Raw genomic sequence first — 16,161 nt, 5'->3', positions numbered from 1 at the left:
GCGCCTTTTTTTAACTTAAATCAGGTAATTTCGCGGCAGCGTTTTTCTCTATTCCGATAAGCGGCATGAGATTATCCACCGCGGAGGCGTAATTAATCGCCGCACTCCAGCCATCGTATTCAGCCATTATTTTCGCTGAGGTGGCAGACCAGACATCCTGCTCCACGCTGAGCAGATCGTTAATGCTGCGCTTGCTCAGGGTATATTCATTTTTGTAGACATCGCGGGCGCGCAACGCATTTTCCAGCTGACGCTTCCCGGCTTCCATTCGTCCACGCGCCCCGGTCCAGTCGGCCTGTGCGACGGAGGCTTTTTGCAGGACATCAAAACGGGCCTGATCGACCTGGGACGATGCCATTGCCCTTGCGCCCTCGGCCTGACGGACGCGCGCCGAGACCGCGCCGCCCTGATAAAGCGGTGCGTCAATATTGAGCTGGATCTGATCATCCCAGTACGCGCGATTATCAGACTCATAGCGGGTGCGGCCCCCTTTCAGGCTTAAGGTCGGCCAGTGCTGAGACCTGGCGGTTTCTACGCCGTACTGGGCTGAACGCTCCATGTTCTGCGCGGCCATCACCGTTGGGATCAGTGAATAATCAATCCGATTGAGAGAATCCGGCTCCACGGCCAGACCTCCCGGAACCGGTGAATAGCGTTCAGCCTGTATGCCAGTTAATACCGCCAGCCGCGCGCGGGCGCTGTTCAGAGACGCATTATACTGCTCTACCGTCGCCTGCATCCCGGCGATACGGGTGCGGGTCTGAAGCTCATCAGAGGTGGAGCTTACGCCAGCATCGGCGCGGAGTTTTGCCAGCTGCTCAACGTTTTTAAGCGCCTTCACGTTCTCTTTTGCCGCCTGCAACAGATCACTGTAGCGTTTTACTTCCACATAGCTGAGGGCCGTTTTTTCCGCGACGGCAGACATCGTGCTCATCAGCTGGTAGCGATAGCTGTCACGCTGAGCTGAAGACTGGCTGATGCTGTTATTGGTCTTGCCAAAATCGTACACCAGCTGCGTCAGGCTCAGGCCCCAGGCTGCGGAATTTCGCAACGAGCCGCTTGAATCGGTGGTCTGGCTGTGACCCGTACTCCCGTTCAGGGCTATTTGTGGCATCCAGCCACTGCGCGCTTCGTCTATTTGTGCCTGGCCGATCCCCAGTTGCGCTGCCTGCTGGCTCACTGAGGGGTCGCGATCGAGAGCGAAAAGAATACTTTCTTTCATCGTCATTGCCGCAACGGGAGATATCCCCGCCTGGCCGTTATTTGCATTAGCCGCAGTCACCACCAGCGAAATTAAGGTCAGGGAGACAGATAATCTGAGCAACCTGTTATTGCATTTCATCTTCATAATATCCCCCGACTCCAGGTGATAGCCAAATAAATACCCAGGAAGAGGTACAAATAATCCTTCAGAAATCCCTCACCTCTTCTCGATTAATTTGGGTAATAGTTCCCCAAGCCCATTTCAATTGAGATGAGAGCCGTTCAATCTCCTTTTTTCTTTTAAGAATTTACTTAAATATTTATTGATTCGCAGCATAACAAAATGTGATATGAGCAACCACACCCGCAATGTTAATGCGGTGTTACAAATAAGAAAAAAGATGGGGTTTCTGGACAAAACGTTATAAAAGGCCTTTCAGATGAAACAAATAAACCCCCTGTAATATAAAGAAAATTCTAAAATGCCCTGGTGTACATTTTTGCGTTAATTTCACCCCGAATCAGACACAAAGATTTTCAAAGAAATGTCAACTTAAGTAATACACCGAATAAAATTGAATTATTTTACTTTAAAAATAGAAACCAATAGATATATGCACTAATTTATAATTACAAATTAGCTAAACATTCTGGTTAGAGCCAATAATCCGGCAGCTTAAGCCAAATTTTCAAGTAAAACATAGCGATAACAACATACCTAAAAGATACATACATGTTTTTGATGACTGATTAATGCGATATCAATAATCACATCATTAAACTGTTTTTGGATAACATCCCGCACCTGTCGCGATTCCCTTTCCTGCAAAATGCTGTAAACTGCGATTTATTGCGACATTTTGCAGGATACTGCCCCATGCATAAAACCGCCAGACAGAAATATGTGCTTGATATCATTACTGAGCAAGGCCAGGCCAGCATTACCGAGCTGGCAGAGCGATTGCAGGTTTCGGCGGACACCATCCGTCGCGATCTGACCGACCTGGAAAAACAGGGACTGGCACAAAAAAACCATGGCGGCGCCATCGCGCTGAATCTCTCGACGATGACCCGTGTAAGCAGGAATAGCTTGCTCCCTGAAATTAAGCAGCGGCTGGGTAAACAGGTTGCGCAATGCGTGCCTGCGGGCTCGACGCTTTTTCTGGACGCCGGAAGCACACTGCTGGCCGTTGCCTCTTTCCTTCAGGGGCCGCTGACCATCATCACCCCTTCTCTTGATATCGCCCAGCAGGTTAGCGATCGGGAAGATATTGACCTGATCCTGCTCGGTGGAAAGTGGGATCAGAAACAACGCCTGTTTGCCGGAAGCGCCACCCTTTCCCTGCTCTCTCGCTACCGGGCGGATATTGCCATCCTTGGCGCATGCGCCATCCATGCCGAACTCGGATTGAGCGCCAGTCAGGAGGCGGATGCCGAAGTGAAGCGTGCCATGCTGGCCGCAAGCCAGGCGCACTGGGTAGTCGCCGACCATCTAAAACTCAACCAGTGCGAACCGTATCTGGTGTCAGGGTTATCCGAGATTCATCAACTGTTTTTAGATCGTCCCTGGGCAGAGCTCGGGGACCATAGCGCCTTGCAGGTTACCGTTGGCGCGCATTAACGTGGAGAAGGTCATGAATAAAGTGAAGACAATGAATATTGCGCTGATCGGGTATGGTTTTGTAGGTAAGACGTTCCATGCCCCGCTGATCCAGTCCGTCGAAGGCCTGAAGCTGGCGGTGGTCTCATCCCGGGATGAAGAGAAAGTGAAACGCGACCTGCCGGACGTCCTCGTTGTCGCCACGCCGGAAGAGGCCATTCAGCACCCGGATATCGACCTGGTGGTTATCGCCTCCCCTAACGCGACCCATGCGCCGCTGGCCACCCTGGCGCTCAATGCCGGCAAGCATGTGGTAGTGGATAAGCCGTTTACGCTGGATATGCAGGAAGCGCGAGATCTGATTGCGCTTGCGCAAGAAAAACAGCGCCTGCTCTCGGTCTTCCATAACCGCCGCTGGGATAGCGATTTTCTCGGCATTAAGCAGGTGATTGAGCAAGGCCGTATCGGTAAGGTGAAACATTTTGAGTCGCATATCGATCGTTTCCGTCCGGAGGTTCGCGTGCGCTGGAGAGAGCAAAACGTGCCCGGCAGCGGCCTGTGGTTCGACTTAGGCCCGCATATGATTGACCAGACGCTACAGCTTTTTGGTCTGCCGCAGTCGGTACAGGGCAACATCGCCACCCTGCGTGACGGCGCGGAGATTAACGACTGGGCGCACGTGGTGCTGAATTATCCGGAACACAAAGTGGTCCTCCATTGCAGCATGCTGGTGGCGGGTGGCGTTGCCCGCTTTACCGTCCACGGCGATAAGGCCAGCGTGGTGAAAGCGCACATCGATCAGCAGGAAGCCCAGCTGCTGGCAGGCGTCGTTCCGGGTAGCGAAAGCTGGGGTGAAGACAGCGACGCTATGGTGCTGTTTAATGCCCAGGGTGAAGCCAGCGCTATCCCTGCGCCAAAAGGCGACCAGCGGCAGTACTATATAAACGTGCGCGATGCCCTGAACGGCAAGATTGACAACCCGGTCCATCCGGTGGAAGCCCTGGCGGTGATGGCGGTGCTGGAAGCGGCGGTAAAATCTTCGGAAACGGGTTCAACTCAGGAACTGGACTTAACGGCGCAGGAGCGCGCGCAACTGCAATAAGCCGCAAAAAAATGCCCTGCGGGTTCGCAGGGCATTATCGGTTACTGACGCTTTTTCGGCATCATGCGCAGCAGCGTGTTGTCCTTCCAGAAGTAGTGATGCATCAGCGCGGCAAAGGCGTGCAAACCAATCACGAAGTACCCCAGATTCGCCAGCGTTACGTGCCACTCCTTTAGAGTATCCACCAGGTCAAAATTCCCCTCCGCCGCATGCGGCATCGTCAGGCCAAACGCAAACCAGTCATTTCCCCGGTTATACATCATCACCATACCGATCAGCGGCAGCGCAATGAACAGCAGGTAGATTACCAGATGCCCGAGATGGGACAGCCCGGTGATCATCGCTTTTGGTTTCGGTTGAATAGGCGGAGCCGGGAATTTGAGGCGGATAAGCAGGCGCGCCACCATCAGCACCAGGATGCTGATCCCGCAGGAAACGTGGATCATATTAATAAGCGGACGATCGGTTCTTGGGAACCACCCTCTGAACTCCATGGCGCAATAGGCCATAATGACTAACAGAAAAACCAGCCAGTGAATGCTGATTTGCAGACCCGTATATTTTGTGCGCATGTTGTTTCCCGATAAAGAATCATTATCGCGCCAACATAACCACCTTTCCTGAAAATGTGAACCCCCTCGCATGGAGGGGGCTCCTGATTACGACTGCAAATAGACCACCTGCGTCTGCAAATACTCATTCAGACCGTGTTTGCCATCCGCCCCGCCGATACCGGATTTACGCCAGCCTGCATGGAAGCCCTGCATCGCTTCAAAGTTTTCACGGTTAATGTAGGTCTCGCCGAACTTAAGCCCCTTAATGGCTTTCATCGCGACGTTCAGGTCCTGCGTATAAACAGACGAGGTTAAACCGTAGTCGCTGTCGTTGGCCATGTTCAGCGCCTCTTCCAGAGTGTCGAATGCCACCACTGGCAGCACCGGGCCAAAGGTCTCTTCGTGCATGATGGCCATATCCTGACGTACGTCCAGCAGCAGCGTTGGGGGATAAAAATACCCTTTGCCTTCTGCCGCTTTACCGCCAAGGACCACTTTAGCCCCCTCCTGCACCGCGCGCGCCACCTTCTGCTCCACGCGCTCCAGCGCGGCGGCGTTGATCAGCGGCCCCATGGCAATATCCGTTCGCTCAGCCGGATTGCCAAACTGGACGGCTTTCATTGCCTCGCCCAGACGATTAACAAAGCGGTCGTAGATCCCCTTCTGGACATAGACACGTTCCGCACAGTTACACACCTGTCCGGTATTGATGACGCGTGAATCCACAATGGCCTTCACGGCCAGCTCGAGGTCGGCATCGTCCATCACGATGGCCGGGGCTTTACCGCCCAGCTCCAGCCCCACTTTGGTGATGTTTTTCGCCGCCGCAGCCATGATCTTTTCACCTGCACCGACGCTGCCGGTCATGCTGACCATCGCCACTTTCGGGTTCCCGGCCAGCTCCTGTCCGACGGTTTCACCCCGGCCCAGCACAAGGTTAAAGACGCCTTTCGGCAGGCCAATCTCATCGACGATTTTGGCAAACGCAATGGCGTTGTTTGGGGTAAATTCGCTCGGCTTGATAACGATGGTGTTACCGGCGAGCAGCGCGGGAGCGAGCTTACGGGCAATCAGGAAGAAGGGGAAGTTCCACGGCAGAATGCCGGTGGTGACGCCCAGGGCACGCTTAAACACCAGAATATTTTCGCCCGGACGGTCGCTCTGAATGATTTCCCCTTCATAACGGCGCGCCCACTCGGCCATATAGTCGATATAGTCAGCGGTAAAGTTCACTTCCACTTCCGCCAGCTGCTGGATCTTGCCGCCTTCGGCCACAATCAGCGCACTGATTTCACTGACGCGCTCGCGGATCCCGGCGGAAATTTTGCGTAGCCAGCTGGCGCGTTCAATAGCAGGCAGCGCCTCCCAGCCAGCCTGCGCGCGATCTGCCGCGTCAATGGCCTTGCGGGCGTCCTCGGCGCTGCCATCGGGAATACGGGAAATGACCTCTTCCGTGGCCGGATTGATCACGTCAATCCATGCATCACCCTGCCAGGCAACAAACTGTCCATCAATATACATAGGATGTTGTACGGGTACTGTCATAACCTGCTCCTGTAATCACACTGTTTTTAACAAGTAAACTTAATGTTAAAAACTATAATTACCGGGGCAATTGCCTACTCTATGAGTCTGTTTTTGTGAGATATCTCATAAAAGAAACGGGTCAGCCCGTTTCCAAAATCACAAATCGGCAACACAGGATGCCCGTTTGCGTAAAAGATGGCGCAAACGGGCAGAGCATCACAGCAGGGAACGGCTCACCAGCGCGTCGGTGAGAATGACGTCGTTTCGCAAGATCTGCCACGCGGCGTCCACGTCGGCAGGGATATCGACATGGGCAATGAAATCACGTCCCGCCGGACCGTAGCCGTTGATGTCGTCCCTGAGTCGCGGAAATTCACCCAGCACCAGCGACAAGTAGCGCTCTACCGGCCATAACCCCTCGACCGGGCCGCTAAACACCAGACCGTCGTCGCTGTTTTGCAGCACGGGCGTCAGGCCGGGATGACTCACCCATGCGGGCGATGCGGCCTCGTCGCGGCATACGCGGGCGAACGTAGCCATTGTGCGACGCTGCATCGTCGGGTCCTGCACCACCAGCACCCGGGCGGCGTTCAGTCTGGCTTGTTTCATCAACGCCCGGCTGAAGCGGGCGTTTTCGCCACAGTTGGTCGACTGATCCTCAACGTGAAGATGCTCGGCCGGAATGTTCCAGAATTCACGGGCGATGTCGGCCAGAATAGCCGCCTCAGCACGCCCGGTGGTGGGTATCCTGTTATAGCGGGGGTGTTTCGCAATCGCGGCGTAGAGGAAGGTCGTCGAGTGACCGATCCCGCCGCTGATGATCAGAGGAACACCCTGTTCAGCCGCGATTTTACAGGCAGCATCAATCGCGGGGATCACCGCATTACCCGCCAGAATCACCAGATCAACGGGCTGGTTGTCCTGATAGTCGTCCTGAGCAAGCCACGCCCCAACGGTATTCACGGCGTCGAGGGTTGTGCCAGGCAGACAGGGAAAAAGTGCCATTGTCATCGTTACCTCCTTACAGCATACAGAGCCTTCGATTATCCCCCTTTCTTCGCGTCATGCTATGGCATGAATGCTGAAAAAACGGGCCGGGATGTGCTCAAAAAGCACTCACATTTGATTAACATGAGAAAATCGTATTCACTTGAATTATGATTTGCGTCAGCCTTAGAATCATTAGCCCGCTCACAATTCAACTTTTTGAAAGGTAAACCCCGTTATGCGCCTGCCCCAACGCGACCCTTATGCTCCTCGCGAGTGGCAGCCACACGAGAAACCCGCCCTGCTGGGTTCCCCTTCCACCCCGGAGCATCCGACGTCGAAACGAATCGCCTATGGCGTGGTCGGCCTGCTGGTGTGTCTGACCGGGGCGCTGGGTAACGCGGTCGTCACCGCCAATCTACAAAATCTGCAAGGCACCTTTGGCGCCTGGTCGACTGAAATCGCCTGGTTGCCTGCCGTCTATGTCATGACCAACGTCTCCATCAACCTGCTGCTGGTAAAGTTTCGCCAGCAGTACGGTTTGCGCGCCTTTACGGAAGGCTTCCTGGTGCTGTATGTGCTGGTCACCTTTTTCCACCTGTTTGTGAACGATCTCAGCTCGGCGCTGATGGTACGGGCGGCACACGGGATGGTCGCCGCCGCGCTCAGCTCGCTCGGCATTTATTACCAGATCCAGGCCTGGCCCGCGAAGCACCGGCTGAAGGCGCTGACCATCGGCATAACCGGGTCGTCGCTGGCGATCCCGCTGGCGCGGCTGTTCTCCACCGAGCTGTTACAGCTTGATGAGTGGCGCGGGCTGTACTTCTTCGAGCTGGGTCTGGCCCTGATCTCCCTGGCCTGCGTGATGGCGCTCAAGCTGCCGCCGGGCGATCGACGCAAGGTCTTCGAGAAGAAAGATTTCATCACCTTCTTTTTGCTTGCGCCCGGCATGGCGCTGCTGTGCGCGGTTCTGTCGTTAGGGCGTCTGGACTGGTGGTTTGAAGCGCCGTGGATCGGCTGGGCGCTGGCTCTCTCGCTGGTGCTGATTGTCTCCGCGATCGTGTTTGAACATAACCGCAACAACCCGCTGCTTAATACCCGTTGGCTCTCCAGCGGCAGCATCGTACGCTTGGGGCTGATCATGCTGCTGATCCGCATCGTACTGGCGGAGCAGAACACGGGCGTCATCGGCTGGCTGCAATATGTAGGCTTACAGAATGAACAGATGACCCATCTGGCGTGGGCTATTTTCGCCGGGATCGTCTGCGGTATCGTCACCAGCAGTCTGACGATTAAGCCCACTAAACTGGCCTGGCCGATTATCACCTCGCTGGCGCTGATGATCGTTGCCTCGCTGCTGGACAGCCAGTCCAACAACCTGACCCGGCCGGATCAGCTTATATTCAGCCAGTTCCTGCTGGGCTTCGGCAGCGCGTTCTTCCTTGCGCCTGCGATGCTGGCCGCCATTGGCGGGGTGATCGCCGATCCGCGCAATCTGGTCAGCTTTTCCGTGATGTTTGGCATGAGTCAGAACCTTGGGGGCCTGCTGGGTTCCGCGATCCTCGGCACCTTCCAGACCTGGCGCGAGAAGTACCATTCCAGCCTGCTGGCTGACCAGCTCACCACCCTTAACCCGCTGGTGAACGAACGCATACAGCTTTACACCCAGATGTACAAAAGCCTGGTTGGCGACAGTTCCCTGCTGGGAACCCAGGCCATAACTCAGCTTCAGTCGGTGACGACGCTTGAGGCGAATATTCTGGCTTACAACGATACTTATCTCCTGACGGCGAGCATTGCCACTGCCACGCTGGTCTGGATTTTATGGCGCTTGCTGCGTCTGCGCATCACCGCCCGTATGGCCCTTAAGAACGCCACTGGCAACAAGTAATGACTATTTTTCAGGAGAAGTTATGAGTCAGCAGGATGCCGCCAAAGAGCAGGCCAACACCCGCAAAAATGTGCGTGTCGTTTCCATTTTCACCGCCGCGGCTATCGGCATTGTCGGGGTACTGGTGATCCTTTATGCCTGGCAGCTGCCCCCGTTCACGCGTCATGCCCAGTTTACCGATAACGCCTACGTGCGCGGCCAGACCACGTTCATCAGTCCGCAGGTAAACGGCTACATTACCGAGGTCCATGTTCAGGATTTCGCGCAGGTTAAAAAAGGCGAGCTGCTGTTGCAGATAGATGACCGCATCTATCGCCAGCGCGTCCATCAGGCCGAGGCGCAGCTGGCAATGAAAATTGCAGCCCTGAATAACAACCTGCAACAGCGCAAAAGCGCGGAAGCGGTGATTGCCAAAAACGAGGCGGCGCTGAAAAACGCCCGTGCCCAAAGTCTGAAAACCCAGGCGGATTTGAAACGCGTGAAAGAGCTGACCGCGGACGGTTCCCTCTCCATTCGCGAGCGCGATTCGGCGCTGGCCAGTGCCGCCCAGGGGAGCGCCGATATCGACCAGGCGAAAGCAACGCTTGAGATGTCGCGTCAGGATCTACAAACGGTCATCGTCAATCGCGGTTCGCTGGTAGCGGACGTTGAGAATGCGAAAGCCGCGCTGGAGCTGGCGCAGATCGATCTGCAAAACACCCGGATTGTCGCGCCGCGTGACGGTCAGCTCGGGCAGATTGCGGTGCGTCTGGGGGCGTACGTCACCGCCGGGACGCACCTTACCACGCTGGTCCCGCCGCAGCATTGGGTGATCGCCAATATCAAAGAGACGCAGCTGGCGAATTTACGCGTCGGCCAGCCGGTGAAATTCACCGTCGATGCCTTAAACGATAAAGCCTATCAGGGCCGCGTGGAGAGCATATCCCCGGCCACAGGGGTCGAGTTCAGCGCTATCACCCCGGACAACGCCACGGGCAACTTTGTTAAAATCGCCCAGCGCATCCCGGTACGCATTGAGGTACTCGGTGAGCCGGAGGCGTACCGGCTGCTGCGTCCTGGCATGTCGGTGCAGGTGACCATCGACACGCGGGAGGCGAAACAATGACGCTTCGCCCGATAGCCGGCCTGCTGATAATGACTATCCTGGCGGGATGCCAGTCGGTAGACGTTGAGCCCGCCAAATCGTCCCTGCACATACCGGCCCAGTGGCGCGCGACGTCGGGGCCAGCCAGCCCGACAGAGCAGCTCTGGTGGCGAAATTTTCACGACAGCAATCTGAATCGCTATGTGGATCAGGCGCTGAAGAATAACAGCGACGTGCTGATTGCCCGCGAGCGGATTAACGAGTACCAGGCCCGGGTGTACGCCGCTGACGGCAGCCTGTTCCCGTCGCTTGACGCGGGCGTGACCGGGACGCGCGCGCGCTCGCAGTCCGCCGCCACGGGGCTTCCGGTATACGGTACGTTGTACAAAGGCAGCCTGACCGCCAGCTACGACGTGGATATCTGGGGCGTAAACCGCAGCACCTCCCGTGCCGCTGAAGCGTCGCTGGAGGCACAAAAGGCGGCGGCTGCGGCGGCTGATCTTACCGTCGCATCCTCGGTGGCCTCCGGGTACGTCACCCTGCTGTCGCTGGACGAACAGCTTCGCGTTACCCGGTCCACGCTGAAGTCGCGTGAAGAGGCGTTCAACCTCGCCAAGCGACAGTTTGAGACGGGATACAGCTCTCGCCTTGAGCTGATGCAATCGGATTCTGAGCTGCGCGCCACCCGCGCCCAGGTTCCACTGCTTCAGCACCAGATTGCGCAGCAGGAAAATGCGCTTAGCCTGCTGCTGGGCAGCAACCCGGGTGACGTTGCGCGCGGTGAAAGCTTTGATGCCCTGACGCCGCTGAAACTGCCCTCCCAGCTGCCGTCGACGCTACTGAACCGGCGCCCGGATATCGTCCAGGCTGAACGTCAGCTGATTGCGGCGGACGCGACGCTGGCGGCATCGCGCGCCAGCCTGCTGCCGTCGATCAACCTCACGGCCACGGGATCGGTGCAGGATCGCACGCTGTCGGGATTGCTGGATAACCCGCTACAGCTCTGGAGCGTGGGCGGCAGTATTCTTGCGCCGCTGCTGAACCGTCAGGCGCTGAATGCGCAGGTAGATATCTCTCAGTCCCAGCGGAATCAGGCGCTGTATAGCTACGAAAAAACCGTGCGTAACGCGTTTGCTGAGGTGAATGACAGCCTTGATGCCATCACCCGCTATCAGGAACAGCTTACCGAGCTGCTGGCACAGCAGACGGTCGCGCAGGAGACGCTGAGGATTGCGCAAAACCGCTACCGCAACGGATACTCTTCTTATCTGGATGAGCTCGATGCGCAGCGCACGCTGTTCTCGGTGCAGACCAGCGTGGTACAGGTGAAAAACAACCTGCTGCTGGCGCAAATTGATTTGTATAAAGCGCTGGGCGGCGGCTGGAGCAGTGCCTGAAGACATGCCCGGTGGCGCTGCGCTTACCGGGCCTACATTTCGCACCCGACGATACCCTCCAGGGAGTCAATCTATGCAACAACAGTGGTGTTCAGTAGATACTCACATGATTTCTTCGCTTATTCCTGAGGATGAGGTTCTCCAGAGCGTGCTTGAAAACAACAAACGCGCCGGTTTGCCCGAGCACGATGTTGCCGCTAATCAGGGGCAACTGCTGGCGTTGTTTGTCCGCATGACACAGGCGCGTCGAATACTGGAAATCGGTACGCTGGGTGCGTATAGCTCAATCTGGATGGCGCACGCCCTGCCGCTGGATGGAAAGCTGATTACGCTTGAAGCGGACCCGAAACATGCCGCTGTTGCACGCCAGAACATTCACCTTGCGGGACTCAGCGATCGTATCGAATTGATTGAAGGCCCGGCGCTAAAGTCGCTCGAGAATTTCGGTGACGTCCCTCCCTTCGACCTGATCTTTATTGATGCCGATAAGCCTAACAACCCCGGTTACCTGGAGTGGTCGCTGCACTACTCCCGCCCCGGCACGGTCATTATCGGCGACAACGTGGTACGTGACGGCGAGGTGATTAACGGGCAAAGCGACGATGCACGCGTGCAGGGAGTACGGAAGTATATCGAGATGACTGGAGATAACCCGCGCTTAACCGCCACTGCGCTGCAAACGGTGGGCATTAAGGGATGGGATGGGTTTACGCTGGCGATGGTGAACGGGTGAACAAAAGCCGGGTGGCGGCTACGCCTTACCCGGCCTACATGTTTTACCGTAGACCCGGTAAGCGCAGCGCCACCGGGCAACGGTTTTAGCCGGAAATCTGCTCCATCGCCTGCAAGATACGCTTATCCGAAATGGGATACGGCGTTCCCAGCTGCTGAGCGAAGAAGCTGACGCGCAGCTCCTCGATCATCCAGCGGATCTCCCGCACGTCGTCATCATCGCGACGCGCCGGCGGCAGTTTGTTGAGCCACTGCTGCCACGCCTGCTGCACGTTTTCGACTTTCAGCATCTGCGCACGATCGCGATGCGGATCGACCGCCATTTTCTCCAGACGCTTCTCTATCGCCTGCAAATAACGCAGCGTATCGCCCAGACGCTTAAAGCCATTGCCGGTGACAAAGCCGCGATACACCAGCCCCGCCATCTGCGCCTTGACGTCCGACAGCCCCAGGGCCATGGTCATATTCACCCGCCCCTTCAGGCGCTTGTTGATATTGAACACGGCGGTAAGGATCTGCTCGACCTGTTTGGCAATCTCGACCACGGTGTCGTTCAGCTCCGCGCGCACCTTTTCATGAAGCTGAGCAAAGCCCTCTTCCGTCCAGACCGGACCGCCCGCCTCGTGGATCAGCTTATCCACACCGCAGGAGATGCAGTCGTCGATCAGGTCCAGCACCTTACCGTACGGGTTAAAGTAGAGCCCCAGCTTGGCTTTGTTCGGCAGCTTCTCGTGCAGATACTTAATCGGCGACGGGATATTGAGCAGAAGCAGTCGACGTAGCCCACGCCACATCATCTGCTGTTGCTCCTGCGGATTGTCAAAGAGCTTAATCGCCACGCTGTCGCGCTCATCCACCAGCGCGGGCCAGGCTTTCACCTTGTAGTTCCCGCGCTTCTGCTCGTAGCTTTCCGGAAGCTGACCAAAGCTCCAGATGTGCAGCCCGCTCTGCTCAATGCCGTCATCGGCCACCGCAGAGAGCGTCTCCTGGACTTTACCTTTCAGCGCCTCTTTCAGCTCCGTCAGAGAACGGCCTTCGAGCAGCTTTTTGTTTTTATCGTCCACCACGCGGAATGTGATTTTCAGGTGATCGGGCACCTGATCCCAGTTCCAGTCGTCGCGGTCGATGGTGGTTCCGGTCATGCGGCGGAACTCACGCTCCAGGGCGTCCAGCAGCGGCAGCTCCAGCGGCGTGACGCGGCCTAAAAACGCTTCGGCGTAGTTCGGCGCCGGCACAAAGTTACGCCGCACCGGTTTAGGCAGGGATTTGATTAACGCAATGACCAGCTCGCGGCGCAGGCCGGGGATCTGCCACTCAAACCCGCTCTCTTCCACCTGGTTTAACAGCGGCAGCGGAATGTGCACCGTCACACCATCGGCATCCGCGCCCGGCTCAAACTGATAGGTCAGACGCAGCTTGAGGTTGCCCTGATGCCAGAAGTTCGGATAATCGAGCTTGCTGACCGACTCCGCGCCCTCTTTGATCAGCATGCTCTTTTCGAAGTTGAGCAGGTCCGGGGCCTCTTTGCTGGCTTTCTTCCACCAGCTGTCGAAATGGCGCGCCGAGATCACATCGTGACTGATGCGCTGATCGTAAAACTCAAACAGCGTCTCGTCGTCCACCAGAATGTCGCGACGGCGGGACTTGTGCTCAAGCTCTTCCACCTCGGCGCGCAGCTTCAGGTTTTCGCGGAAGAAGGCATGACGCGTCTGCCAGTCGCCTTCCACCAGCGCGTGGCGGATAAACAGCTCGCGACTCAACGCCGGATCGATCTGGCTGTAGTTAACCTTACGCGCGGCCACCACCGGCAGGCCGTAGACGGTGACTTTTTCCGTCGCCATCACCGCGCCCTGCCCACGCTCCCAGTGCGGCTCGCTGTATGAGCGTTTCAGCAGGTGCTGCGCCACTGGTTCAACCCACTCCGGATCGATACGCGCGGCGATACGCCCCCACAGACGGCTGGTTTCCACCAGCTCGGCGACCATGGTCCACTTCGGCGGCTTCTTAAACAAACCGGAGCCCGGGAAGATGGAGAAACGCGCGTTGCGTGCGCCGGTATATTCCTGCTTATCCGCATCCTTCATCCCGATATGAGACAGCAGGCCGGTCAACAGGGCGATATGGATTTCGCGGTACTCCGCCGGTTCACTGTTCACCGGTATACCCAGCTCTTTCACCACCTGGCGCAGCTGGGTGTAGATATCCTGCCACTCGCGTACGCGCAGATAGTTGAGGAAATCCACCCGGCACTGACGGCGGAACTGGTTCGAGGAGAGCGCTTTTTGCTGCTCGCCAAGGTAGTTCCACAGGTTCACAAAGGCGAGGAAATCGGACTCTTTATCGTGGAAGCGACGGTGTTTTTCATCCGACGCCTGCTGCTTATCCATCGGACGCTCGCGCGGATCCTGAATGGAGAGCGCCGAGGTAATGATCATCGCCTCGCGCACGCAGCCGTGTTTTTGCGCCTCCAGCACCATGCGCGCCAGACGCGGGTCGACCGGCAACTGGCTAAGCTGGCGGCCCAATGGCGTTAGCTTGTAGGCCGTCGCCTGTTCGTCGGTGGTGATGGCCCCCAGCTCTTCCAGCAGCCGCACCCCGTCCTGAATATTCCGCTTATCCGGCGCTTCCACAAACGGGAAGGCGGCGATATCGCCCAGCCCCAGCGCGGTCATTTGCAGGATAACGGATGCCAGGTTGGTCCGTAGGATCTCCGGATCGGTAAACTCCGGGCGCGACAGGAAATCGTCTTCCGAATAGAGACGAATACAGATCCCTTCCGACACGCGGCCGCAGCGGCCCTTACGCTGATTAGCCGACGCCTGCGAAACCGGCTCAATCGGCAGGCGCTGAACTTTGGTGCGGTAGCTGTAGCGGCTGATGCGCGCCGTACCCGGGTCGATCACGTATTTAATGCCCGGTACGGTCAGCGAAGTTTCGGCCACGTTGGTCGCCAGCACGATGCGGCGCCCGCTGTGCGGCTGGAACACGCGGTTCTGCTCGCTGTTCGACAGGCGCGCGTACAGCGGCAGGATCTCGGTATGGCGCAGATCGCGCTTGCTGAGCGCATCGGCGGTATCGCGGATCTCGCGCTCGCCGCTCATGAAGATCAGAATGTCGCCAGAACTCTCGTTGCCCAGCTCGTCGACGGCATCAAAGATGGCCTGAAGCTGGTCGCGCTCGGTATCGTCCGCCTCTTCCACAATCGGGCGATAGCGCACTTCCACCGGATATGTGCGTCCTGACACCTCGATAATCGGCGCATTGTTGAAATGTTTTGAGAAGCGCTCCGGGTCGATGGTCGCGGAGGTGATGATGATTTTCAGATCCGGACGCCGGGGCAGCAGCTCTTTGAGGTAGCCGAGCAGGAAGTCGATGTTCAGGCTGCGCTCGTGCGCTTCATCGATGATGATGGTGTCGTACTGCATCAGCAGACGATCCTGCTGGATTTCCGCCAGCAGGATACCGTCGGTCATCAGCTTAACCATGGTGTTATCGCTGACGTGGTCGCTGAATCGCACCTTGTAGCCGATGCAGCCACCCGGCTCCGTTTGCAGCTCTTCCGCAATACGGTTCGCCACGGTGCGCGCCGCCAGACGACGCGGCTGGGTGTGACCGATCAACCCTTTCACCCCGCGGCCCAGCTCCATGCAGATTTTCGGCAGCTGAGTGGTTTTACCTGAACCGGTTTCCCCCGCGACGATCACCACCTGGTGGTCGCGTACGGCCTCAAGAATGTCCTGTTTCTTCTGGCTGACGGGCAGATTTTCCGGATAGGTAATCTCCGGACGTGCGGCTTCACGCAGCACAACTTTCCCTGCCGCCTGTTCAATCTCGTTGGCCATCTCCTGGTAAATGGCCTGTTGTGCATCAGGATTTTTAACCTTCTTAACGCCGTGCAGACGGCGCGCAAACCGCTGTTTATCGCGCAGCATCAGCGAATCAAGCTTTTGCATCAGCATCGGGAAGGTCAATTTTTGGTGTTCTGTCATAGCGTTAACGGGCAGTGCACTGCCGGATAAAATCTCTTTTTAATGATTGGTATAGAGTACCACATCAGCGCTTTTCGCGCCTTATTCAAAAAATT

At 56.9% G+C, this 16,161-nt stretch carries 11 protein-coding genes; 6 read left to right on the top strand and 5 right to left on the bottom strand.

Going from position 1 to position 16,161, the window contains the following annotated elements; genetic code table 11:
* Positions 1-10: 10 nt before the first annotated feature.
* The gene (locus tag ACOTX5_RS10260) at positions 11-1,348 is read right to left on the bottom strand and encodes a TolC family outer membrane protein (protein WP_045911718.1); all 1,338 of its coding nucleotides are present in this window, start codon (positions 1,346-1,348) and stop codon (positions 11-13) included.
* A 732-nt stretch (positions 1,349-2,080) separates the two neighbouring features.
* On the opposite strand from ACOTX5_RS10260, the gene ACOTX5_RS10255 reads away from it, so the two are divergent.
* Complete coding sequence (locus tag ACOTX5_RS10255; RefSeq protein ID WP_015570569.1) at positions 2,081-2,824, top strand: DeoR/GlpR family DNA-binding transcription regulator; 744 nt, start codon at positions 2,081-2,083, stop codon at positions 2,822-2,824.
* Between the two features lie 13 nt (positions 2,825-2,837).
* Positions 2,838-3,905: an oxidoreductase gene (locus tag ACOTX5_RS10250; RefSeq protein WP_032669925.1), complete on the top strand. Its 1,068-nt coding sequence runs from the start codon at positions 2,838-2,840 to the stop codon at positions 3,903-3,905.
* Between the two features lie 41 nt (positions 3,906-3,946).
* Here ACOTX5_RS10250 and cybB read toward each other — a convergent pair whose 3' ends face one another.
* The 3 genes from cybB to ACOTX5_RS10235 form a co-directional block, all read right to left on the bottom strand.
* Positions 3,947-4,477 (bottom strand): cytochrome b561, encoded by a 531-nt coding sequence (gene cybB, locus ACOTX5_RS10245; protein WP_015570570.1) that lies wholly within the window; start codon positions 4,475-4,477, stop codon positions 3,947-3,949.
* An 87-nt stretch (positions 4,478-4,564) separates the two neighbouring features.
* Positions 4,565-6,004 (bottom strand): aldehyde dehydrogenase, encoded by a 1,440-nt coding sequence (gene aldA, locus ACOTX5_RS10240; RefSeq protein WP_045911716.1) that lies wholly within the window; start codon positions 6,002-6,004, stop codon positions 4,565-4,567.
* Between the two features lie 198 nt (positions 6,005-6,202).
* Entirely contained in the window at positions 6,203-6,997 is a 795-nt protein-coding gene (locus ACOTX5_RS10235; protein ID WP_072204532.1) for a YdcF family protein, read from the bottom strand.
* A gap of 214 nt (positions 6,998-7,211) precedes the next feature.
* Here ACOTX5_RS10235 and ACOTX5_RS10230 point away from each other — a divergent pair, with 214 nt between their 5' ends.
* The 4 genes from ACOTX5_RS10230 to ACOTX5_RS10215 all read left to right on the top strand — a co-directional run bounded on the left by ACOTX5_RS10230 (position 7,212) and on the right by ACOTX5_RS10215 (position 12,078).
* On the top strand, positions 7,212-8,864 hold the full coding sequence (locus ACOTX5_RS10230) for an MFS transporter (RefSeq protein WP_045911715.1): 1,653 nt from the start codon (positions 7,212-7,214) through the stop codon (positions 8,862-8,864).
* Between the two features lie 22 nt (positions 8,865-8,886).
* The gene (locus ACOTX5_RS10225; protein WP_045911714.1) at positions 8,887-9,969 is read left to right on the top strand and encodes an HlyD family secretion protein; all 1,083 of its coding nucleotides are present in this window, start codon (positions 8,887-8,889) and stop codon (positions 9,967-9,969) included.
* A complete protein-coding gene (locus ACOTX5_RS10220; protein ID WP_017693459.1) occupies positions 9,966-11,345 on the top strand; it encodes an efflux transporter outer membrane subunit in 1,380 nt (459 codons plus the stop codon). Before ACOTX5_RS10225 ends, ACOTX5_RS10220 begins: the two co-directional genes overlap by 4 nt.
* A gap of 73 nt (positions 11,346-11,418) precedes the next feature.
* The gene (locus tag ACOTX5_RS10215; RefSeq protein ID WP_045911713.1) at positions 11,419-12,078 is read left to right on the top strand and encodes an O-methyltransferase; all 660 of its coding nucleotides are present in this window, start codon (positions 11,419-11,421) and stop codon (positions 12,076-12,078) included.
* A gap of 85 nt (positions 12,079-12,163) precedes the next feature.
* Here ACOTX5_RS10215 and hrpA read toward each other — a convergent pair whose 3' ends face one another.
* Complete coding sequence (gene hrpA / locus ACOTX5_RS10210) at positions 12,164-16,066, bottom strand: ATP-dependent RNA helicase HrpA (protein WP_045911712.1); 3,903 nt, start codon at positions 16,064-16,066, stop codon at positions 12,164-12,166.
* Between the last annotated feature and the right edge of the window lie 95 nt (positions 16,067-16,161).

The organism is Enterobacter cloacae complex sp. IR5441 (assembly GCF_049238215.1).
GTDB classification, from domain to species: domain Bacteria; phylum Pseudomonadota; class Gammaproteobacteria; order Enterobacterales; family Enterobacteriaceae; genus Enterobacter; species Enterobacter hormaechei_C.
The sequence above is the reverse complement of the archived record's forward strand: the minus strand, read 5'-3'. Positions and strand labels throughout refer to the sequence as shown.

Excerpts from the sequence above, each read along its gene's own strand:
- hrpA (WP_045911712.1), bottom strand. The coding sequence starts at position 16,066 with ATGACAGAACACCAAAAATTGACCTTCCCGATGCTGATGCAAAAGCTT.
- ACOTX5_RS10250 (WP_032669925.1), top strand. The coding sequence starts at position 2,838 with ATGAATAAAGTGAAGACAATGAATATTGCGCTGATCGGGTATGGTTTT.
- ACOTX5_RS10215 (WP_045911713.1), top strand. The coding sequence starts at position 11,419 with ATGCAACAACAGTGGTGTTCAGTAGATACTCACATGATTTCTTCGCTT.
- ACOTX5_RS10225 (WP_045911714.1), top strand. The coding sequence starts at position 8,887 with ATGAGTCAGCAGGATGCCGCCAAAGAGCAGGCCAACACCCGCAAAAAT.
- ACOTX5_RS10230 (WP_045911715.1), top strand. The coding sequence starts at position 7,212 with ATGCGCCTGCCCCAACGCGACCCTTATGCTCCTCGCGAGTGGCAGCCA.
- aldA (WP_045911716.1), bottom strand. The coding sequence starts at position 6,004 with ATGACAGTACCCGTACAACATCCTATGTATATTGATGGACAGTTTGTT.
- ACOTX5_RS10220 (WP_017693459.1), top strand. The coding sequence starts at position 9,966 with ATGACGCTTCGCCCGATAGCCGGCCTGCTGATAATGACTATCCTGGCG.
- ACOTX5_RS10260 (WP_045911718.1), bottom strand. The coding sequence starts at position 1,348 with ATGAAGATGAAATGCAATAACAGGTTGCTCAGATTATCTGTCTCCCTG.
- ACOTX5_RS10255 (WP_015570569.1), top strand. The coding sequence starts at position 2,081 with ATGCATAAAACCGCCAGACAGAAATATGTGCTTGATATCATTACTGAG.
- cybB (WP_015570570.1), bottom strand. The coding sequence starts at position 4,477 with ATGCGCACAAAATATACGGGTCTGCAAATCAGCATTCACTGGCTGGTT.
- ACOTX5_RS10235 (WP_072204532.1), bottom strand. The coding sequence starts at position 6,997 with ATGACAATGGCACTTTTTCCCTGTCTGCCTGGCACAACCCTCGACGCC.